Here is a 20,306-nt window from a genome sequence, read left to right as displayed (position 1 = left end):
CCTGGGTGGGGGATCGGCTTGGGCGCGAAATGGTGCCTGGGCATTATTTGCCAGCCGGGGGCCGGTCCGAACAATGGCTTGCACACCCCGCCGCGCGTGGCAGGCCGAGCGGTCCGGGTTCCTGCCCATCCGCCTGCGTGGAGCCGACCATGTTTCCCATCCTCATGGACGAACCGGATTCGATGAAGGTGCCGCCGGCCAGCTGGCAGTTGCTGCAGAACGCCTGGCGACCCGCGGCACCGCGGGCCGAACGGCGCGACGTGCGCGCGCGCCGCGAGCAGGCCCGCGAAGCGCCCGCGCCCACGCCGCTGGCCACGCTGGCCTTCGGCCTCACCGGTCAGCCGCCGCGCCCGCACTGACCGCCGCCGCCGGGGGCGGCGCACTACACTGGCGGCCTTTTGCCGCCGCCCGGCCCACCGTCCCCATGAGCCAAGACCCTGGCGCGCCGCTGCAAGGCGCCGACTTCGAAGAACTCGACACGCTGCTCGACGAGCTGCGCACGCGCGACGACGAGGTGCCCGAATGGGAGTTCCTCGAAGGGGCCATGGCCGCGCTGGTCTGCACGCGCCGGCCGGTGCCGGCCTCGGAATGGCTGCCCCTGCTGCTCGGCACGGGCGATCTGCCCACGCTGCCGCAGGCCGAGGGCACGCACTTTCCGAACACCGCGGCCTACGAGCGCTTCATGGCGCTGTGGGCGAGGCGTGAGGCCGAGGTGCGCCAGGCCCTGGCCACCGAGGTGCAAGGCCTCGACGACGAGCGCAGCTACCACCCCGAGGTGATGGACGTGCGCGGCGCGCTCGCTGCGCTGCCCGAGGCCGAGCGCCCGCCCGCCGACCAGCCCGTGCCGTCCTACGGCCAGGTGTGGGCGCTGGGCTTCCTGTTCGTGGTCGAGCAGTGGGACGACGACTGGGCCCTGCCGCGCGACCGCGAAACCGCGCAGTGGATCGAAGAAGCGCTCGACACCATCGACGTGCTCACCCAGGACGACACGGGCAAGCCCTCGGTGAACCTGCACGACGAGCAGGCCCCGCCCAGCGTGAGCGAAGCGCGCATCGACGAGTTCGCGGCGGCCCTGTGGGCGGTGTACGACCTGCACCGCATCTGGCGCAGCCTGGGGCCGCGCGTGCAGCCGCTGCGCCAGCAAGCCACACCCGGCCGCAACGACCCCTGCTGGTGCGGCAGCGGCCAGAAATTCAAGAAGTGCCACGGCGCCTGAGCGCCGCACGGGCCGTGCGCGGGGCGGCGCCTCAGCCCAACAGCTCGAACGGGCCGCCCTTGTCGATCGCGCGGTGGTAGGCCGGGCGGTCGTGGATGCGCTGCAGCCAGTCCATCAGGCGCGGGCGGCTGTTGTCGAGGCCGCCGCGCGCGGCCGCGGCCTCGATCGGGAAGCTCATCTGCACGTCGGCCGCGCTGAAGGCCGGGCCCGCGAACCACGGTGAGCTGGCGAGCTCGGCCTCGAGGAAGTCGAGGTGGGTGCGCAGGTTGGGCGTGATGAAGCGCCCTTTCACCGTGGCCGAGATGGCCTTGGCCACGGGGCGAACGATCAGGGGCGCTTTCTCCACCTGATCGAACACCAGCTTGAGCAGCAGCGGCGGCATCAGCGAGCCCTCGGCGTAATGCATCCAGTAGCGGTAGCGCTGGAACTCGGGCGTGCCCGGTTCAGGGCGCAGCTGCGGGCCGTGGCGCTCCACCAGGGTTTCGATGATCGCGCCCGATTCGGCCAGCACCAGGGGGCCGTCGGTGACCACGGGCGACTTGCCGAGCGGGTGCACCTTCTTGAGCTCGGGCGGAGCGAGCATGGTCTTGGGGTCGCGCTCGTAGCGCACGATCTCATAGGGCAGGCCCAGCTCTTCGAGCAGCCAGAGCACGCGCTGCGAGCGCGAGTGGTTGAGGTGGTGGACGCGGATCATGGGTATGGCCTGCTCGGGTTGGGTGGTGTGCCCGCAGTATGCCGCGCCGGCTTCAGGCCAGGGCCTCGGGCAGGGCGTTCGCGAGCAGGTCCCACACCGCGCGGATGCGCGGGTTGCTGCGGATCTCGCGGTGCACCACGAGCCACACGGGCAGTGGCGGGATCGGCAGACCAGGCAGCACCTGCACCAGGCCGGGCCGCTGGCGCGCCGCGTAGCGCGCGATGAAGCCGATGCCCAGGCCCGCGGCCACCAGGGCCTCGCCGGCCATGAGGTCGTCGGTGCGCAGCGCGAAGTGCTCGCGCCCGACCGCCAGCCCCATCTGCGCGAAGCCGCGCAGGATGTCGGTCTGCCGGTCGTTGCCGATCAGCTCGTGTTGCAGCAGGTCGGCGGGCTGGCGCGGCGTGCCGCGCCGGCGCAGGTAGTCCTGGTGGGCGTAGGCGCCCAGGCCCACCTGGCCCACGCGGCGGCTCACGAGCGAGCCCTGGTCGGGCCGCACCATGCGGATCGCGATGTCGGCCTCGCGCTGCAGCAGGTTGCTCACCGCGTTGCTCACCACCAGTTCGACCTGGATGTCGGGCCACTGCAGCCGCAGGCCTTGCAGGATGGGCGGCAGCAGCACGCAGGCGACCGGCTGGCTGGCGCCGATGCGCACCGTGCCGGGCAGCACGCGCTGCGCGCCACTGGCCTGGCGCCCGAGCTGGTCGGCCGCCGCCGCCATGGCGCGCGCGGCGTCGGCCAGGCGGGTCGCGTCGGGCGTGGGCAGCAGGCCGCGGCCGGTGCGCTCGAACAGCGTCAGGCCCAGTTGCGCTTCGAGTTCGGCGATGTGCCGGCCCAGCGTGGGCTGGTGCATGTTCAGGGCGCGGGCGGCGCCCATCAGGCTGCCCTGGTCGAGCGCCGCCAGGAACGAGCGGATCAGTGTCCAGTTGAAGTTGGCCTCATTCATGGATGCATGGCTGGTATCCCGATTCATGGAATTGTGAATGGGTGAGCGGCTCACCACAATCCGGCTCACCGCATCAACAGGAGCCTTCCATGGACCGCCGTTCCCTCTTGCGCATCGCTGGTGGTGGCGCCATCGCCGCCGCGCTCGCCCCGGTCGCGGGCTGCAGCAGTGCGCTGCCCCCGCAGGCCCTGGCCGCCTGGCGTGGCCCGGGCGACGAGCCCGATGTGCGGCGCTGGATCCTCGCCCACGCCATCCTGGCGCCGCATTCGCACAACCTGCAGAGCTGGCTGGTGGACCTCTCGGTGCCCGACCAGATCACGCTGCGCATCGACCGCGAGCGCCTGCTGCCGCAGACCGACCCCCTGTCGCGCCAGATGATGATGAGCCAGGGGACCTTCATCGAGCTGCTCGACCAGGCCGCGCGCGAAAAGGGCCTGCGCGCGGACATCGCCCTGTTTCCCGACGGCGTGTTCGGCCCTGCCGCGGTCGACGACCGGCCGATCGCCCGCATCCGGCTGATTCCCGATGCCGGCGTGCGCCGCGACCCGCTGTTCGCGCAGGTGTTCCTGCGCCGCACCAACCGCGAGGCCTACGCCCCCCAGGTGCCGAGCGCCGAGTCGCAGCGGGCCATCGGGCAGGCCAGTGCGGGGCAGGGGATGCGCGTGGGTTTCGTGACGAGCGATGAACCGGCGCTCATCGCGCAGCACCGGCGCATCGCGCTCGAGGCCTGGCGCATCGAACTCACCACGCCGCGCACGCTGCTCGAGTCCTACCGGGTGCTGCGCATCGGCCCGAAGGAGATCGCGGCGCACCGCGACGGCATTTCGCTCAACGACCCGCTGGTGCGTGCGCTGACCCAGGTGGGCCTGTTCGACCGCAGCGTGGCGCCCGCGCCGGGCGACCGCACGATCACGCGCCAGATCGACGACTTCGGCGCCCGCCTGACGGCCACGCCGGCCTTCTACTGGCTGATCACCGAGGGCAACGACCGGATCACGCAGGTCAATGCCGGCCGCGCCTGGGTGCGCGCCCAGCTCGCGGCCACGGCCCAGGGCCTGTCCATGCAACCCATTTCGCAGGCCCTGCAGGAGTTCCCCGAGGTGCAGGCGCCTTACCGCGAGATCCACGACCTGCTGGGTGCGCCGGCGCCGCGCCACACGGTGCAGATGTGGGCCCGCCTGGGGCAGGGGCCGGCCATCGGGCCCGCCCCGCGGCGCGGCGTGGATGCCCACCTGCGCGCCGCCTGAAGCGGCCGCCGCAGCTCAGGCCGTGAGCTCGAACGCGGCGCTGGCCACGGCCACGCCGTTGACCAGCAGGTCCACCGCGTGGCGGCCCGGGTACAGGCGCCGCGTGGTGACCTCGCGCAGCGAATGCGATTTCTGCAGCGCGCGGACTTCGCCGGGCGCGAGCTCGAGCTTCCAGCCCTTGAACACCTTGGGCGCGCTCGCGCCGTTGGCCTTCACGTGGTGCACCGCGTAGTCGACCACCAGGGTCTGCGGCGCGCGCGCGTTGCTGCGCAGCGTGGCCTGGAGCGCCACCGCGCCGCCCACGGCCACGCGCGCCGGGGCGATGGCCAGCGTGGCCTCGCCCTGCAGCCCCTGCGACAGCCCCCAGGCCGCGAGCGTGGGCGCGTGGCCGGCCTTGATGAGGCCGCGGCTCGCATGGCGCAGCAGCGCCTCGCGCTGCGCGCCGGCGCGCGCGCGGTGCTCGCGCACCCACTCGGCCACCAGCCCGGGGTGGTCCTTGGCGATGTCGTTGAGGTGGTTGGCCACGCTGCGGCGCACGTAGGCGCTGGGGTCGTCCTGCAGCGCGCGCAGCAGCGGCAGCGTGGGTGAAGGGTCGATCACCAGGGCCTGCAGCCGCAGGCCCCAGGGCAGGCGCGGGCGGCTGCCCTCGCTCGCGAGCCGGCGCACGTGCGCGCTGGGGTCGCGCGTCCAGCGCTGCAGCACGGGCCACACGGCCTCGGGCTGCTGGTGGATGAAGGGCCGGATGGCGAACTCGCCCGTGAAGCGCTGGGTGATCGCGTGCAGGCACTGCAGCGCGCGCTCGGGCTGGGCCTGGCCCTGGCGCGCCACCCATTCACCGGTGCCCCAGAGCGCCCAGCCCGCGATGCCCTCGGGGTGCAGCGCGCCCTGCAGGCCCACGGGTTCGCCGTCGGCGTCGATGGCCAGCGGCGGCGCAAGCGCGGCCTCGATCAGCCCGCAGGCGCGGTCGAAGTCGTCGGGCAGCGTGGCCTGCAGCGCGTCGGCCCAGCGCAGCGCGCGGGCCTTGAACTCGAGCGCGTCCAGGCCCTCGCTCACCAGCGCCTCGAAGCGTGGTGCGTCGAAGCCGCGCCAGTGGCGGCGCAGGTGCAGCGCGGCGTGGCGCGCGGTGGCGGGGTTGATGAGGTTCTTGAACGGCTCGGCCATGGCGGCTCAGGGCAGGCGCTGCAGCAGGCCCGCGAGCGCGTGCGCCACCGTGGCGCGGCGCACCGCGGCGCGGTCGCCGTCGAAGCGCTGGCGCTCGGTGAACACGCCGGCCGGCGTGCACCAGCCGAACCACACCGTGCCCACCGGCTTCTCGGGCGAGCCGCCGGTGGGGCCGGCCACACCGGTGACGGCCACCGCGCAGCGCGCGGCCGAGCGCTCGACCGCGCCGCGCGCCATGGCGCGCGCCACCGGCTCGCTCACCGCGCCGTGCGCGGCGATGAGTTCGGCCGGCACGCCGAGCAGCTCGGTCTTGGCCAGGTTCGAGTAGCTCACGAAGCCGCGCTCGAACCAGTCGCTGGAGCCGCTGAGATCGGTGCAGGCGCCCGCGATCAGGCCGCCGGTGCAGCTCTCGGCGGTGGCCATCATCCAGTTGCGCTCGCGCAGGCGCGCCGACAGGGCGTCGAGGGTGGCGGGCAGGGTGTCTTGCATGGGTGGGCCGCTCGGGTCAGAAGCGCCAGAGCGCGATCACGAGCAGCGTGCACAGCGCGGCCGCGAAGTCGTCGAGCAGGATGCCGAAGCCGCCGCGCGGGCCGAAGCCCTTGAAGGTCTGGTCGGCCCAGGCCATGGGCCCGACCTTGACCGCGTCGAACAGCCGGAACAGCGCGAAGGCCGCGAGCTGGGCCCAGAAGCCCGCGGGCGCGATCAGCCAGAGCACGAGCCAGAAGGCGACCACCTCGTCCCACACGATGTGGCCCGAGTCGGCCACGCCCAGGTGCTGTGCGGTGACGGTGCAGGCCCACCAGCCGATCAGCGTGGCGACCGCGAGCAGCAGGCCCCAGGTGGGGTGCGGCACCACGGGTTCGAGCGCCAGCCAGGCCACCCAGGCCCACAGCGTGCCCGCGGTGCCGGGCGCCACGCGCGCCAGGCCCGCGCCCGCGCCGAGCGCGATGAAGTGGGCGGGGTGGGCGAACAGGAAGCGCCAGGTGGGGCGGGCGAGCGGGGCGGCGGAGGGCATGCGTGGATGATAGGGGCGCACCCCCCGCCGGCGCTCAGTGCGGCGCGCCTTCGGCGGTGGGCAGGGCGGCCGTGGACCAGCGGCGCAGCGTGTCGGCCTGTTCCTGGATCGCCTTGACCATGCGCGTGAGCGCGTCCTGCGCGGCGCGCTTGGACGACAGCGAGAAATCGCTCTTGAACTCGTCGAACTCGGCGCGGCCCTCGCCCTGCACGCGCACCGTGGTGATGGTGCGCGTGCCCTTGCTGTCGCGGAACGCGAATTCAAGCGTGACGGTGAACACCGTGGGCGGCCAGGTGAACAGGCTGGGCGAGTACGAGGTGGTGGTGATCTCGGGCGTGACGATGACGGTGGCCGGATCGGTGCCCACGCGCGGGTCGCTCAGGCTGCTGGCGAGGCTGGCGCGCGTGAAGACCTCGCCGAGCGCGATGTACATGCCGGTCTGCAAGTCCTTGTAGGGCTTGTAGCTCACCTTGTCGCCACCGCCGCCGGGCGTGACCACCTCTTGCGCGAGCTGGGCGTCGCTCACCACCAGCACCACGGGGCGGTCGATCTTCTGGCCGCCGCCCTTGCCCATGAGCTGGGCGGGATCGGGCGTGAGCTGGATGGGGTGGGCGCAGCCGCCGAGCACGAACAGCACGGCCAGGGCGAAGAGGGCAAGCAGGCGGGAGGGCATGGGGGGTCCTTATTGCAGGGCGGCGATGAAGGCGGGGTCGGCCCAGAGCTTGCCGATCAGCTGTTGCACGAGCACGGGGTATTGCTGCACCGCGCGCGGGATGGCCACAGCGCCGACGAAGGAGGAATCCCAGGTGGCTTCGGCGCGTTTGACGGCCTCGTAGCGCGTCTGCCCGGCGCGCTTGACCACGAAGCTGGCCTCGATGTGGCCGCTGTTGGTGGAAAAGCCGCCGGCCGCGATGTCGTTGCTCAGCAGCTGGCCGCTGATCTCGAGCGGCGAGGCCGGATCGAGCTTGCCCGCGAGCTGCAGTTCCACGCGCAGGGCCTCGGCCAGGTAGGCCGCGTAGTCGTTGCCCACGGGCGAGGTCATGGGGCTGCCGCGCAGGCCGATGCTGTTGCCGCCCGTGGCGCCCGGCTTCACGCTGAAGCTGCCCAGCGCCGCCGGCCGGATGCCGCTGTTGCGCGCGCGCTCGATGCCGCTGGCGTCGGGCGAATAGGCGGGCGCATTGAGGGCGCAGCCGTGCAGCAGGGCGACCAGCAGCACGAGCACGAGGGACGCGAGTCGGGTCATGGGAAGGCGCATGGTGTGAGGCCTCGGAAGGTTGGGGGCGGGACGGCGCAGCCATCGTAGACGAGCGCACCCGTTGGCGACGCCTCGGCCTGCGCGGGTGTTGCCTGCCATCGACACCGGCAGGCACCTGCGCGACAGCCGCCGCGCGGCGCGTCAGTCAACGCGTCAGTCGGCCGCGAAGTGGTCGAAGCCGCGCGTGCGCAGCGGCACGGCCTGGCGCTGCGCATCGAGCACGCGCAGCCCCGGCGCGGCCGTGATGCGGCCGATGCGCGTCACCGCCACGCCGGTCTGTGCGCCCGCTGCGCGCACGGCGGCGTGCGCGGCCGGGTCGGCGGTGAACAGCAGCTCGTAGTCGTCGCCGCCCGCGAGCAGGCAGTCGAGCCGGTGCGGCCGGTCCAGCGCCAGCAGCGCGGGCGCCACGGGCAGCGCGTCGGCCTCGATCTCGGCGCCCACGCCGCTGGCTTTGAGGATGTGGCCGATGTCGCCCGCCAGGCCGTCGCTCACGTCGAGCGCGGCGTGCACGCCCGGGGTCGCGGCCAGGGCCTGGCCGAGCGCGAGGCGCGGCGTGGGGCGGTCCATGCGGTCGGCCACCGCGGCCGGTTCGCCGCGCGCCCAGGCTTCGCCGCGGCGCAGCGCGAGCGCCAGCCGCGCCTCGCCGGTGCGGCCGCTGAGCCAGAGCTCGTCGCCCGCGCGCGCGGCATCGCGGCGCAGCGCCTGGCCGGGGCGCCGTTCGCCGAACACGGTGATGCACAGGTTGAGCGGGCCGCGCGTGGTATCGCCGCCGACCAGCGGGCAGGCGTGCGCGTCGGCCAGCGCGAACAGGCCGCGCGCGAAGGCCGCGAGCCAGGCCTCGTCGGCCGCGGGCAGGGCGAGCGCCAGCGTGAAGCCCAGTGGCCGCGCGCCCATGGCCGCGAGGTCCGACAGGTTCACCGCCAGCGCCTTGTGGCCCAGCGCCTCGGGCTCGGCGCCCGCGAAGAAGTGCCGGCCTTCGACCAGCATGTCGGTGCTGATGGCGAGCAGGTGGCCCGGCGTGGGCCGCAGCAGCGCGCAGTCGTCGCCCACGCCGAGCACCACCGCTTCGGGGGCCGGCGCGGGGCGCGTGAAGTGGCGCGCGATGAGTTCGAACTCGCCCATGCGCGGCCTCAGGCCGCGCTGGCGGCCGGGGGCACGCGCGGCGGCACCAGGAAGGACAGCGGCGCAGCGCGCAGCCGGCGGCGGATGGCCGCGCCGATCACCTGGCGGTTGGTGGTGCTGACCGCCTGCGCCTGCAGCGCGAGGCGGAAGGCGAGGTAGAAGCTCACCGTGAGGTTGAGCGGGCCGATGAAGAGCACCGAGGCCGCGGCCCACCAGAACTCGGGCATGCGCAGCACCTCCAGGCCGATGGCGAAGCCGGCCGCGGTGAGCTGTCCCGCGGACAGGGTGACGTGGCGCACGTCGAGCCCCAGGCCGAAGAACTGCGCGAACGCCGGCACCAGGCCGAGCATGAAACCCAGCGAGATGTTGGCCGCCAGGCCCGACATGTTGGCGCGCAGCCAGGCGGCCCAGCGCGCCGCGCGCACGCGGCCGAGCACGCGCGTGAAGCGCGGGTTGTGGGCGATCGCCGAGTCGAGGTTGTGCAGCACGAACCAGTTCTCGACCCAGCCCGCGACGATGCTGCTGGCGAACAGCAGCACGCCGGTGAAGGCCGCGAAGAACAGCGTGGGGCCGAGCAGGTGCAGGTCGTGCATCACGTGCATGGCCTTCTCGGGGCCGATGATGGCTTCGCCCCGGAAGAACTGCAGCAGTGCGCTGATCAGCAGCACGGTGGGAATGACCATGCCGATGTTGCCCAGGATGGCCGCGATCTGCGAGCGGAACAGGTGGGCGATCTCGTCGACGAAACGCCGCACCGCGCCCGTGGCCTTGATGTCCTTGAGCTTGGCGACCATGGCCGGCGCGGTGACCGCGGGCTGCTTGGTGGCCACGGTCCAGTGCAGCAGCATCACCAGCACGAAGCAGGCCGCGTAGTTGAAGCCGGCCGCGAAGCCGCCCCAGAAGGCCGACAGGCCCAGGCCGTAGAGCGCGAACTTGATCCAGGTGGTGAAGGCGATGATGAAGCCGCCGCCCGCGGCCTTGCCCAGCATCTCCTTGTACTCGGCGGCGTTGCGCGTGATGTAGTGCTCGCCGCTCTCGGCGCTGCGCTCGGCCACCTTGGCGGCCGTGAGGTGCGAGCTGCTGGCGATCAGCGCGCGCAGGCTGCGGTTTTCGATGCCGACCTGCGCCAGATCGCCGAGCAGCGCGGCGTTGGCGCGGCCCGATTCGCTCGCGAGCAGGCAGTCGAGCAACTGCTTGATGCGCACGATGCGCTCGCGCAACTGGCGCAGCCGGAACACGATGCCCACCGAGATGCCGTGCTCTTCGAGGTGGTGGTAGACCGAGTAGGCCGCGTGGCGGCAGGCGTCGAGCTGCTCGCGCAGGCGTTCGGCGGCCTGCGCGGCCTCTTCGCTGCGCGGGCCGTGCACGCGCACCTCGCGGCGCAGCGCTTCGAAGGTCGAGGGCAGCTCGTGGAAAGGCCGCGCGGCGCGGGCCTCGTCGGACATGCGGATGCGGATCTCGGCCGCGAAGCCGGTGGCGCTGACCTGGCTCACGCAGCAGGTGAGAGCATCCATCAGCGCGTCGTTCCAAACCGGCTCGGCCTGCCCGGGCAGCGTGGCGCCCAGGCGCTGCAGCGTGGTGGTGTCGAGCGCCTTGATCCAGCGCACGTCGAAGCGCGTGGGCAGCAGCAGCGAGAACAGGTCAGCGAGGTCGCGCGTCTCGGGCGTGCCGGGCAGCAGCTTGCGGCGCAGCCGGTGGCCGAATTCGCTCAGGAAGGCGGTGCGCGGGGCGAAGCCGAAATCGGCCAGCAGGGGCGTGAGGTCGACCGTGGCGATGAAGGCGCGCAGCCAGCGGTGCCAGCGCTCGCGCAGCGCCGGGTCGGCTTCCAGCGCCGAGACGAAGGCGCGCACGCGCTCGACGCTGGTGGCCACCTCGGCCGCGTCGCCGCGCACCCAGGCCAGGGCGTCCATGAGCCAGAGGTGGCGCTGGGCCAGCGGGGCCTCGGGCGCGAGCCCGTCGAGCAACTGCTGCAGGTCCATGCGGGGCATCGGCCGGGTGCTCAGTGCAGCACGCGCGGCGGGGTGTCCATGCCGCCGTCGGCGCGCAGCGCGAACTCGGGCACCGGTGCCTCGAAGCGTTCGCCGTCCTCGCCCACGCAGAAGAAGCTGCCGCGCATGCTGCCCCTGGGCGTGCGCAGCCGCGTGCCGCTGGTGTACTGGAACGACTCGCCGGGCCGCAGCAACGGCTGGTGGCCCACCACGCCCAGGCCTTTCACCTCTTCGGTCTGGCCATGGGCGTCTTCGATGATCCAGTGGCGCGCGATCAGCTGGGCCGTGACCTCGCCGGCGTTGGTGATGGTGATGGTGTACGCGAAGGCGTAGAGGTCTTCCTCGGGCGCGGACTGCTCGCTGAGGTACTGGGGCTCCGCCTCGCAGGTGAAGAGGTGCTTGGGCATGGACGGCATGTTACCTGCGGCCCGCCTTTCCGAGCCCGGCCTGAGACAATGCGCGCCGAGCCCGAACCCCGCTTCCCGAACCGCCCCGCCATGACCACCTTCCGCATCGCACCGTCCATCCTCTCGGCCGACTTCGCCCGCCTGGGCGAGGAGGTCCGCCACGTCGTCGCCGCGGGTGCCGACTGGATCCACTTCGACGTGATGGACAACCATTACGTGCCCAACCTCACCTTCGGCCCCATGGTGTGCCAGGCGCTCAAGCCGCACGCGAAGAAGCCCGACGGCACGCCGGCCCCGATCGACGTGCACCTGATGGTGCAGCCCGTGGACGCGCTGGCCCAGGCCTTCGCCGACGCCGGCGCCGACCTCATCAGCTTCCATCCCGATGCGAGCACCCACGTGCACCGCAGCGTGCAGGCCATCAAGGCGCGCGGCCTCAAGGCCGGCCTCACCTTCAACCCCGGCGCGCCGCTCGACGTGCTCGACTGGCTGATCGACGACATCGACCTGATCCTGATCATGAGCGTGAACCCGGGCTTCGGCGGCCAGGGCTTCATCGACTCGGCGCTGCGCAAGATCGAGCAGGCGCGCAAGCGCATCGAGGCCAGCGGCAAGGACATCCGCCTCGAGGTCGACGGCGGCATAAAGCCCGACAACATCCGCCGCGTGGCCGACGCGGGCGCCGACACCTTCGTGGCCGGCAGCGCGATCTTCGGCAAGCCCGACTACAAGGCCGTGATCGACCAGATGCGCGCGGCGCTCGGATGATCGGGCGCATCCAGGCCGTCATGATCGACCTCGACGGCACCCTGGTCGACACGCTCGGCGACTTCGACGCCGCCCTCAACCGCACCCTGGCCGACCTCGCGCGCCCCCCGGTGACGCGCGCCGACATCGAGCGCATGGTGGGCAAGGGCTCGATGCACCTGATCCGCTCGGCGCTGCAGCACGGCGGGCTCGACGCCGGGGCCGCGCAGGCGCTGCTCGATCGGGCCTGGACCCGCTACCAGGCGCATTACCAGGCGGTCAACGGCCGGCACAGCGCGGTCTACCCGGGCGTGGCCGAGGGCCTGGCGGCGCTGGCCGCGCGTGGCCTGCCGCTGGCCTGCCTCACCAACAAGCCGCTGGCCTTCGCGCGCGAGCTGCTGGTGCGCAAGGGCCTGGCCGGGCACTTCCGGCAGGTGTTCGGCGGCGACAGCTTCGCGCGCAGCAAGCCCGACCCGCTGCCCCTGATCGAGACCTGCCGCGCGCTGGGCACCGCGCCTGCGAACACGCTGATGGTGGGCGATTCGCTCAACGACGCGCAGGCCGCGCGCGCCGCCGGCTGCCCGGTGGTGCTGGTGCGCTACGGCTACAACCACGGCGAGCCGATCGCACACGCCCCGCACGACCGGCTCATCGATTCGCTCGCCGAGCTCGAGGCGCTGATCGCCTGAACGCGCTCAGGGCTGCTTCTTGCCCACGCCCAGCAGCGCGTCCTTGAGCTGCCAGTCGGCCGGCTTGGGGCCGAGCCAGATGCGCAGCAGCGCATCGTAGAACTCGGGCTCCTTGAAGGGCTCACCCTCGATCTGGCCGCGCACGGTGAGCACCGTGCCCGTGCCGGGCAGCCAGTCGACGGTGAAGGTGTCGCCCTTGTTGAGCTTCTTGTGGGCGGCAAAGATCTGGCTCATGCGCAGCACGCCCGGGATCAGCTTGGAAAACGCCGCGCGGTCCATGTTGTCCTCGATGCCGCGCGAGAACAGCTTGCCGAGCTCGGTGGCGTCGATGTCGCGCAGCATGGTGATGGTGATGCGCTTGGGCCCGGCCGTGCCCAGCACGCCCTCGGTCGTGGTGGCCTTGGCCGTCAGGTAGAGCCCGGCCGTGTAGACCTGGAACACCGCCTTGTAGCGCACGCCCGCGCCGTTGAGCACCAGCGGGCTGCCGCCGACCGTGGCGCGATCCTGCAGCGTCACGCCGGCGAGCTCCACGGGGGCGGCCAGCGCGGGCAGGCTGGCCAGCAGCGCGCCGCCAAGGACCAGCGCGCGCAGCGGGGAGAGGGGGTTGGGCACCATGGTCGGGTTCGCCTCCAGAAGTGAACGGTCGTTCGATTTCCTGCATTGTCCTGGCGCCTTTCGGGCTTGACCAGCGGGTAAGGCCCGAGGCGCGCGCGGCGGTGAACAGGCTTATCGGCCTGTCGCGGTGCTTTGTTATAGTGCGCCACCATGTTTCGTCCCTGCACGCTCACCCTCGGCTCGCAGCCGCGCCATTTCGGCGGGGGAGCCTGGCCCTGGCGCAAGCCAGCCTGAACGTGCACACCTCCCCCCGCGGGGACCGGCCGGGCGCCTGAGCGCCGCGCTTCCCCGCAACGCCCCCCGGCAGCGCGCCTGCCGGACCGACAGGAACCCCCGGCCCACCCGCTGCGCGCAGCGCCTCCGTGGCCCCGGACGGATGGAACGAACATGATCACCGAACTCGAATTCAAGAGCCTCACCCAGCAGGGCTACAACCGCATCCCGCTGATGCTCGAGGCCTTCGCCGACCTCGAAACCCCGCTCTCCCTGTACCTCAAGCTCGCGCACGGTCGCGGCGACGGCCGCCACAGCTTCCTGCTCGAATCGGTGGTGGGCGGCGAGCGCTTCGGCCGCTACAGCTTCATCGGCCTGCCCGCGCGCACCCTGCTGCGCGCCAGCGGCTTCGGTGCCGACGCGAAGACCGAGGTGGTGCGCGACGGCGAGGTGGTGGAGACGAACCGCGGCAACCCGCTCGACTTCATCGCCGCCTACCAGCAGCGCTTCAAGGTGGCGCTGCGGCCCGGCCTGCCGCGCTTTTGCGGCGGCCTGGCCGGCTATTTCGGCTACGACGCGGTGCGCCACATCGAGAAGAAGCTCGAGCACAGCTGCCCGCCCGACACCCTGGGCTGCCCCGACATCCTGCTGCTGCAGTGCGAGGAGCTCGCGGTCATCGACAACCTGTCGGGCAAGCTCTACCTCATCGTCTACGCCGACCCGGGCCAGCCCGAGGCCTACAGCAACGCCAAGAAGCGGCTGCGCGAGCTCAAGGAATCGCTCAAGTACTCGGTGAGCGCGCCACAGGTGAAGGCCACGCAGGCGCACCCGGCCGAGCGCGGCTTTGCCAAGGCCGACTACCTCGCCGCGGTGGAGCGCGCGAAAGAGCTGATCGCCGCGGGCGATTTCATGCAGGTGCAGGTGGGCCAGCGCATCCAGAAGCGCTACACCGAGTCGCCGCTGTCGCTGTACCGCGCGCTGCGCTCGCTCAACCCCTCGCCCTACATGTACTACTACCACTTCGGCGACTTTCACGTGGTGGGGGCGAGTCCGGAGATCCTGGTGCGCCAGGAGCACACCGACGAGGGGCAGAAGGTCACCATCCGCCCGCTCGCGGGCACGCGCCCGCGCGGCGCCACGCCCGAGAAGGACAAGGCCACCGAGGTCGAGCTGGTCAACGACCCCAAGGAGCGCGCCGAGCACGTGATGCTGATCGACCTCGCGCGCAACGACATCGGCCGCATCGCGAAGACCGGCAGCGTGAAGGTCACCGAGGCCTTCGTGGTCGAGCGCTACAGCCACGTGATGCACATCGTGAGCAACGTCGAGGGCATCCTCAACGACGGCATGACCAACATGGACGTGCTCAAGGCCACCTTCCCCGCGGGCACGCTCACGGGCGCGCCCAAGGTGCACGCCATGGAGCTCATCGACCGGCTCGAGCCGGTCAAGCGCGGCATCTACGGCGGCGCCTGCGGCTACCTGAGCTACGCGGGCGACATGGACGTGGCGATCGCGATCCGCACCGCGATCGTGAAGGACCAGACGCTGTACGTGCAGGCCGCGGCCGGCGTGGTCGCCGATTCGGTGCCCGAGATGGAGTGGCGCGAAACGGAGCACAAGGCGCGCGCGCTGCTGCGCGCGGCCGAACTGGTCGAGGAGGGTCTGGAATGAGCGCGATCAAGGTCCTGATGGTGGACAACTACGACTCCTTCACCTTCAACATCGTGCAGTACCTGGGCGAGCTCGGCGCCGAGGTGACCGTGGTGCGCAACGACGAGGTCACGGTCGATGAGCTGCAGGCCCGGCTCGACGCGGGCCGCATGGACCGGCTGGTGATCTCGCCCGGCCCGTGCTCGCCGGCCGAGGCCGGCATCTCGGTGCCGGCCATCCGCCACTTCGCGGGCAAGCTGCCCATCCTGGGCGTGTGCCTGGGCCACCAGAGCATCGGCGCGGCCTTCGGCGGCACCATCGTGCGCGCGCAGCAGCTCATGCACGGCAAGACCAGCGAGATCACCACCACGCAGCGCGGCGTGTTCGCGGGCCTGCCCGAGCGCTTCACCGTGAACCGCTACCACTCGCTCGCGATCCGCCGCGCCGACTGCCCGCCCGAGCTCGAGGTGACGGCCTGGACCGACGACGGCGAGATCATGGGCGTGAAGCACAAGACCCTGGCCATCGAAGGCGTGCAGTTCCACCCCGAGAGCATCCTCACCGAACACGGCCACGCCATGCTGCGCAACTTCCTGGAGCAGGTTGCATGAACACCGTCGATCTGCGCAGCGACACCGTCACCCAGCCCACCCCCGCCATGCGCGAGGCCATGATGGCCGCGCCGCTGGGCGACGACGTGTTCGGCGACGACCCCTCGGTGAACGCGCTGCAGGAGCAGATCGCTGCGCTCACCGGCAAGGAGGCCGCGCTGTTCATGAGCAGCGGCACCCAGAGCAACCTCTGCGGCATGATGGCCCACTGCGGTCGCGGCGACGAATACATCGTGGGCCAGAACGCCCACACCTACCGCTACGAAGGCGGCGGCGCCGCGGTGCTGGGCAGCATCCAGCCGCAGCCGCTCGCGCAGGACGCGCAAGGCCTCATGAAGCCCGCCGAGGTCGAGGCCGCAATCAAGCCCGACGACCCGCACTTCGCGCGCACGCGGCTGCTCTGCCTGGAGAACACCTGGAACGGGCACGTGATGCCCGAGGCCTACCTGCGCGAGATGACCGCGCTCGCGCGCCGACACGGCCTGGCGGTGCACCTCGACGGCGCGCGCGTGTTCAACGCGGCCGTGCACAACGCGGGCCCGGGCGGTGACCCGTTCGCGGCGCTGCGCGCCATCACCGACCTGTTCGACAGCGTGTCCGTGTGTTTCAGCAAGGGCCTGGGCGCGCCCGTGGGCTCGGCGCTGTGTGGTCCGCGCGAACTCATCGAGCGCGCGCGCCGCTGGCGCAAGATGGTGGGCGGCGGCCTGCGCCAGGCCGGCCTGCTCGCGGCCGCGGCCTCGCACGCCCTCGACCACCACGTGCACCGGCTGGCCGACGACCACGCGCTCGCGCAGCGCCTGGCGCACGGCCTGGCGGGTATCGACGGCCTGCGCGTGCGTTCGGCGCAGACCAACATCGTGTTCGTCGACGTGGCCAACGGCCGCGGCCCCGACCTGCTCGCGCACCTGCAGCGCGATGGCGTGCTCGCCACCGGCCTGATCGGCGTGCGCTTCGTGACCCACCTGGGCGTGGACGCGGCCGGCATCGACCGCGCCATCGCGAGCGCGCGCGCGTTCTTCGACCAGGCCGTGCCCCAAGGCGCCGTGCAGGCGCGCGGCCCCGCCGTCTACTGAGCCGGAGCGCGCCATGCCCGAGCTGCCGCAACTGCTCCTGTTCATCGCGGCCGGCTGGCTGCTCAACCTCACGCCGGGGCCCGATGTGCTCTACATCGTGAGCCACGGCCTGCGCAGCGGTGTGCGCGCGGGCACCGCGGCCGCGCTGGGCATCGTGGCCGGCTGCTTCGTGCACGTGTTCGCGGCGGCCGCCGGCCTGAGCGCGCTGCTCGCGACCTCGGCCACCGCGTTCACCCTGGTGAAGTGGGTCGGCGCCGCCTACCTGCTGTGGATGGGTGTGAAGCTGCTCTTTTCGCGCGGCGGGCGGCTGGACCTGAATGCCGCCGCTGCGCCCGAGGCCCCCGCGCGCCTCGACCTCTGGGCCATCTGGCGCCGCGGCTTCCTCACCAACGTGCTCAATCCCAAGGTGGCGCTGTTCTTCCTGGCCTTCGTGCCGCAGTTCATCCGGCCCGACGCCGCACACCCCGCGCTCGCCTTTCTGTGGCTCGGCGTGCTGTTCAACCTGAACTCGTTGCCGATCAACCTCGGCTACGCCTGGCTCGCGGCCTGGGCCGCGCGGCGCGTGCACGCGCTGCAGCGCGCCATGGGCTGGATGGACCGCGCCGCCGGTCTGATGTTCATCGGCTTCGGCCTGCGCCTGGCGCTCGCCGATCACCCCACGAAACCCTGAGGAGACGTCGCATGGTCCAACGCATCCACCACATCACGCCGCAGGAGGCCCTGCAGCGCACCATCGAGCACCGCGAGATCTTCCACGACGAGATGCTTCACCTCATGCGCCTCATCATGGGCGGTGAGATGTCGCCCGTGATGATGGCCGCGCTCATCACCGGCCTGCGCGTCAAGAAGGAAACCATCGGCGAGATCACCGCGGCCGCGCAGGTGATGCGCGAGTTCTCCACCAAGGTGCACGTGGCCGACAAAACCCACCTGGTCGACATCGTGGGCACGGGCGGCGACGGCTCGCACACCTTCAACATCTCGACCTGCAGCATGTTCGTGGCCGCGGCCGCGGGCGCGCGCGTGAGCAAGCACGGCGGGCGCAGCGTGTCGAGCAAGAGCGGCAGCGCCGACGTGCTCGAAAGCCTGGGCGTGAACATCAACCTGACGCCCGAGCAGATCGCGCGCTGCATCGAGCAGGTGGGCGTGGGCTTCATGTTCGCGCCCAACCACCACCCGGCCATGAAGAACGTCGCGCCGGTGCGGCGCGAGCTGGGCATCAAGACCATCTTCAACATCCTGGGGCCGCTCACCAACCCGGCCTCGGCGCCCAACATCCTCATGGGTGTGTTCCACCCCGACCTCGTGGGCATCCAGGTGCGCGCGCTGCAGCGCCTGGGCGCGGAGCATGCGCTCGTGGTGTACGGCCGCGACGGCATGGACGAGGTCTCGCTGGGCGCGGCCACCATGGTGGGCGAGCTGCGCAACGGCGAGATCGTCGAATACGAGATCCACCCCGAGGACTTCGGCATGACCATGGCGGGCAGCCGAGCGCTGCGCGTGGAAACGCCCGAGGCCTCACGCGCCATGCTGCTCGGCGTGCTCGAACGCCGCGACGATCCGGCCCTCAAGGCCGCGAGCGAGATCGTGGTGCTCAACGCGGGCGTGGCGCTGTACGCGGCCAACGTCGTCACCGACATCGGGGCGGGCATTGCGCTGGCGCGCCGCACGCTCGAATCGGGCGCGGCCCTGGCCAAGCTCGAGCAGCTCAAGGCCTTCGCGGCCGCGTGAGGGAGCGACCATGAGCGACATCCTGAACAAGATCGTGGCCACCAAGCGCGAGGAGGTGGCCGCCGCGAAGAAGAAGAAGCCGCTCGATGTGGTGCGGGCCGACGCCGAGAGCCGCGTGCTCACGCGCGATTTCGTGGGCGCGCTGCGCGCCAAGATCGCGGCGGGCCAGGCCGCGGTGATCGCCGAGGTCAAAAAGGCCAGCCCGAGCAAAGGCGTGCTGCGCGAGAACTTCATTCCCGCCGACATCGCGCAGAGCTACGCCGATGGCGACGGCAAGGTCAGCGCGGCCTGCCTGTCGGTGCTCACCGACCGCCAGTACTTCCAGGGTTCGCCCGATTTCCTCAAGCAGGCGCGCGCGAGCTGCGACCTGCCCGTGCTGCGAAAGGATTTCCTGGTCGACGCCTACCAGGTCTATGAGGCGCGCGCGATGGGCGCCGACGCCATCCTGCTGATCGCGGCCTGCCTCGACGACGCGCAGATGGCCGAGTTCGAGGCCATCGCACGCTCGCTCGACATGGCGGTGCTGGTGGAAGTGCACGATGGTGATGAACTGCAGCGCGCGCTCAAGCTCAAGACGCCGCTGGTGGGCGTGAACAACCGCAACCTGCGCACCTTCGAGGTCTCGCTCGACACCACGCTGGGCCTGCTGCCCCAGCTGCCGGCCGACCGGCTGCTCGTGACCGAGTCGGGCATCCTCGCGCGCGCCGACGTGCAGACCCTGCGCGCGGCCGGCGTGAACGCCTTTCTGGTGGGCGAGGCCTTCATGCGCGCCGACGAGCCCGGCATGGCGCTGGCCGAACTGTTCGCATGAGGCTGACGCACGCGGATCCCGCGCGCTGGCCGGTGGCCCCGGGCTGGGCGCCGGACGTGGCCGCCTTCTTCGCCTCGCCGCGCGGCCAGGCGCTCATGCACTTCCTGCAGCAGCGGCTGCAGCAGGGCGCCACCATCTACCCGCCCGAGCCGTTGAGGGCCCTCGCGCTCACGCCGCCCGAGGCGGTGCGCGTGGTCATCCTGGGCCAGGACCCGTACCACGGCCCGGGGCAGGCCGAGGGGCTGGCGTTCTCCGTGGCGCCCGGTGTGCCCTTTCCGCCGAGCCTGCGCAACATCTTCGTCGAGCGCCATCGCGATCTGGGGCTGCAGCCGCCCCTGAGCGGCTCGCTCGGGCACTGGGCCGAACAGGGCGTTTTGCTGCTCAACACCTGCCTCACGGTCGAAGACGGAAAGCCCGCCAGCCATGCCGGCCAGGGTTGGGAAGCACTCACTGATGCGATCATCGCCCGGGTGGCCGGGCAGCCAACGCCCACCGCCTTTCTGCTCTGGGGCGCGCACGCCCAGAAGAAGGCCTCGCTCGTTAGCGGCCAGCACCGCGTCTTCATGGCCAACCACCCCTCGCCCTTGTCGGCGCGCCGCGGGCCTGTGCCCTTCATCGGCTGCGGGCATTTCGGCCTGGTCAACCAGTGGCTGACGGGGCAGGGACGGCCCGCGATCGATTGGTAACGTGCGGGATCTGGCCGACCGACATTTTTCCATGGCATAATCGTCGGCTGCGCTACGGAGGGGTGCCCGAGTGGCTAAAGGGGGCAGACTGTAAATCTGTTGGCTTACGCCTACGCTGGTTCGAATCCAGCCTCCTCCACCAAGCGCGATCCGAATGGCATGTCAGCCCGGGCGGGAGTAGTTCAATGGTAGAACCCCAGCCTTCCAAGCTGATGACGCGGGTTCGATTCCCGTCTCCCGCTCCATGTCGGCCGGGTGTTGTTTGAATGGTTTTCGAGCATCGGGCGCGTGCCCGGTGCTTCGCCCATGTGGCTCAGTGGTAGAGCACTCCCTTGGTAAGGGAGAGGTCGCGGGTCCGATTCCCGCCATGGGCACCAGTTGCTTGATCGTTGATCGGTATTTCGGCAATTTCGTTTTTGGAGCTGAAAA

At 71.6% G+C, this 20,306-nt stretch carries 23 protein-coding genes and 3 tRNA genes; 15 read left to right on the top strand and 11 right to left on the bottom strand.

Features of this window, described 5'->3' with window-relative positions; genetic code table 11:
- The first annotated feature begins 149 nt into the window (after positions 1–149).
- The gene (locus tag WDZ95_RS21210) at positions 150–359 is read left to right on the top strand and encodes a hypothetical protein (protein ID WP_166229631.1); all 210 of its coding nucleotides are present in this window, start codon (positions 150–152) and stop codon (positions 357–359) included.
- A 65-nt stretch (positions 360–424) separates the two neighbouring features.
- The gene (locus tag WDZ95_RS21205; protein ID WP_166229633.1) at positions 425–1,216 is read left to right on the top strand and encodes a UPF0149 family protein; all 792 of its coding nucleotides are present in this window, start codon (positions 425–427) and stop codon (positions 1,214–1,216) included.
- Positions 1,217–1,247: 31 nt separating this feature from the next.
- Here WDZ95_RS21205 and WDZ95_RS21200 read toward each other — a convergent pair whose 3' ends face one another.
- Complete coding sequence (locus WDZ95_RS21200) at positions 1,248–1,910, bottom strand: glutathione S-transferase family protein (protein WP_166229635.1); 663 nt, start codon at positions 1,908–1,910, stop codon at positions 1,248–1,250.
- A gap of 52 nt (positions 1,911–1,962) precedes the next feature.
- Entirely contained in the window at positions 1,963–2,853 is an 891-nt protein-coding gene (locus tag WDZ95_RS21195; protein WP_425781441.1) for a LysR family transcriptional regulator, read from the bottom strand.
- 89 nt (positions 2,854–2,942) lie between these two features.
- Here WDZ95_RS21195 and WDZ95_RS21190 point away from each other — a divergent pair, with 89 nt between their 5' ends.
- Positions 2,943–4,100: an Acg family FMN-binding oxidoreductase gene (locus WDZ95_RS21190; protein WP_166229639.1), complete on the top strand. Its 1,158-nt coding sequence runs from the start codon at positions 2,943–2,945 to the stop codon at positions 4,098–4,100.
- Positions 4,101–4,115: 15 nt separating this feature from the next.
- On the opposite strand, the gene WDZ95_RS21185 is transcribed toward WDZ95_RS21190, so the two are convergent.
- The 8 genes from WDZ95_RS21185 to apaG form a co-directional block, all read right to left on the bottom strand.
- Positions 4,116–5,261: a DNA alkylation repair protein gene (locus WDZ95_RS21185; RefSeq protein ID WP_166229641.1), complete on the bottom strand. Its 1,146-nt coding sequence runs from the start codon at positions 5,259–5,261 to the stop codon at positions 4,116–4,118.
- 6 nt (positions 5,262–5,267) lie between these two features.
- Positions 5,268–5,750 (bottom strand): CinA family protein, encoded by a 483-nt coding sequence (locus tag WDZ95_RS21180; protein ID WP_166229643.1) that lies wholly within the window; start codon positions 5,748–5,750, stop codon positions 5,268–5,270.
- A 16-nt stretch (positions 5,751–5,766) separates the two neighbouring features.
- Positions 5,767–6,276 (bottom strand): phosphatidylglycerophosphatase A family protein, encoded by a 510-nt coding sequence (locus WDZ95_RS21175; protein ID WP_287469787.1) that lies wholly within the window; start codon positions 6,274–6,276, stop codon positions 5,767–5,769.
- A 34-nt stretch (positions 6,277–6,310) separates the two neighbouring features.
- Positions 6,311–6,949 carry a hypothetical protein gene (locus WDZ95_RS21170; protein ID WP_287469786.1) on the bottom strand — a complete coding sequence of 213 codons (639 nt, stop codon included), beginning with the start codon at positions 6,947–6,949 and terminating at the stop codon, positions 6,311–6,313.
- Between the two features lie 9 nt (positions 6,950–6,958).
- Positions 6,959–7,531 carry a hypothetical protein gene (locus WDZ95_RS21165; RefSeq protein ID WP_425781438.1) on the bottom strand — a complete coding sequence of 191 codons (573 nt, stop codon included), beginning with the start codon at positions 7,529–7,531 and terminating at the stop codon, positions 6,959–6,961.
- A gap of 153 nt (positions 7,532–7,684) precedes the next feature.
- Positions 7,685–8,653, bottom strand: coding sequence for a thiamine-phosphate kinase (thiL, locus tag WDZ95_RS21160; protein ID WP_425781436.1), 969 nt, complete (start codon positions 8,651–8,653; stop codon positions 7,685–7,687).
- A gap of 8 nt (positions 8,654–8,661) precedes the next feature.
- Positions 8,662–10,632 carry a site-specific recombinase gene (locus tag WDZ95_RS21155; RefSeq protein ID WP_425781586.1) on the bottom strand — a complete coding sequence of 657 codons (1,971 nt, stop codon included), beginning with the start codon at positions 10,630–10,632 and terminating at the stop codon, positions 8,662–8,664.
- Positions 10,633–10,652: 20 nt separating this feature from the next.
- On the bottom strand, positions 10,653–11,048 hold the full coding sequence (gene apaG / locus WDZ95_RS21150; protein ID WP_425781434.1) for a Co2+/Mg2+ efflux protein ApaG: 396 nt from the start codon (positions 11,046–11,048) through the stop codon (positions 10,653–10,655).
- 90 nt (positions 11,049–11,138) lie between these two features.
- Here apaG and rpe point away from each other — a divergent pair, with 90 nt between their 5' ends.
- Together rpe and WDZ95_RS21140 are read left to right on the top strand one after the other, a co-directional pair.
- The gene (gene rpe, locus WDZ95_RS21145; RefSeq protein WP_166229657.1) at positions 11,139–11,816 is read left to right on the top strand and encodes a ribulose-phosphate 3-epimerase; all 678 of its coding nucleotides are present in this window, start codon (positions 11,139–11,141) and stop codon (positions 11,814–11,816) included.
- Positions 11,813–12,484 carry a phosphoglycolate phosphatase gene (locus WDZ95_RS21140; protein WP_425781432.1) on the top strand — a complete coding sequence of 224 codons (672 nt, stop codon included), beginning with the start codon at positions 11,813–11,815 and terminating at the stop codon, positions 12,482–12,484. Before rpe ends, WDZ95_RS21140 begins: the two co-directional genes overlap by 4 nt.
- 6 nt (positions 12,485–12,490) lie before the next feature.
- Here the strand turns inward: WDZ95_RS21140 and WDZ95_RS21135 are convergent, their stop codons facing one another.
- Positions 12,491–13,099 (bottom strand): chalcone isomerase family protein, encoded by a 609-nt coding sequence (locus WDZ95_RS21135; protein ID WP_425781430.1) that lies wholly within the window; start codon positions 13,097–13,099, stop codon positions 12,491–12,493.
- Between the two features lie 387 nt (positions 13,100–13,486).
- Here WDZ95_RS21135 and trpE point away from each other — a divergent pair, with 387 nt between their 5' ends.
- The 10 genes from trpE to WDZ95_RS21085 all read left to right on the top strand — a co-directional run bounded on the left by trpE (position 13,487) and on the right by WDZ95_RS21085 (position 20,254).
- Entirely contained in the window at positions 13,487–14,986 is a 1,500-nt protein-coding gene (gene trpE, locus WDZ95_RS21130) for an anthranilate synthase component I (RefSeq protein ID WP_166229663.1), read from the top strand.
- Positions 14,983–15,576, top strand: coding sequence for an anthranilate synthase component II (locus tag WDZ95_RS21125; RefSeq protein ID WP_425781428.1), 594 nt, complete (start codon positions 14,983–14,985; stop codon positions 15,574–15,576). The genes trpE and WDZ95_RS21125 overlap by 4 nt, the downstream gene beginning before the upstream one ends.
- Entirely contained in the window at positions 15,573–16,649 is a 1,077-nt protein-coding gene (gene ltaE, locus WDZ95_RS21120) for a low-specificity L-threonine aldolase (protein ID WP_425781426.1), read from the top strand. The genes WDZ95_RS21125 and ltaE overlap by 4 nt, the downstream gene beginning before the upstream one ends.
- Before the next feature lie 13 nt (positions 16,650–16,662).
- Positions 16,663–17,319, top strand: a complete 657-nt coding sequence (locus tag WDZ95_RS21115; protein ID WP_425781424.1) for a LysE family translocator — start codon at positions 16,663–16,665, stop codon at positions 17,317–17,319.
- Between the two features lie 11 nt (positions 17,320–17,330).
- A complete protein-coding gene (trpD, locus tag WDZ95_RS21110; protein WP_425781422.1) occupies positions 17,331–18,380 on the top strand; it encodes an anthranilate phosphoribosyltransferase in 1,050 nt (349 codons plus the stop codon).
- Between the two features lie 10 nt (positions 18,381–18,390).
- Positions 18,391–19,191 (top strand): indole-3-glycerol phosphate synthase TrpC, encoded by an 801-nt coding sequence (trpC, locus tag WDZ95_RS21105; RefSeq protein ID WP_425781420.1) that lies wholly within the window; start codon positions 18,391–18,393, stop codon positions 19,189–19,191.
- Entirely contained in the window at positions 19,188–19,877 is a 690-nt protein-coding gene (locus WDZ95_RS21100) for a uracil-DNA glycosylase (RefSeq protein ID WP_425781419.1), read from the top strand. The genes trpC and WDZ95_RS21100 overlap by 4 nt, the downstream gene beginning before the upstream one ends.
- Positions 19,878–19,933: 56 nt before the next feature.
- Positions 19,934–20,019, top strand: a tRNA-Tyr gene (locus WDZ95_RS21095).
- Between the two features lie 29 nt (positions 20,020–20,048).
- A tRNA-Gly gene (locus tag WDZ95_RS21090) sits at positions 20,049–20,122 on the top strand.
- A 57-nt stretch (positions 20,123–20,179) separates the two neighbouring features.
- Positions 20,180–20,254 (top strand) — tRNA-Thr (locus tag WDZ95_RS21085).
- Positions 20,255–20,306: the final 52 nt, after the last annotated feature.

It is taken from the genome of Hydrogenophaga sp. T2 (assembly GCF_049843535.1).
GTDB lineage: Bacteria > Pseudomonadota > Gammaproteobacteria > Burkholderiales > Burkholderiaceae_C > Hydrogenophaga > Hydrogenophaga crocea.
This window is presented reverse-complemented; position numbering and strand designations above follow the sequence as displayed.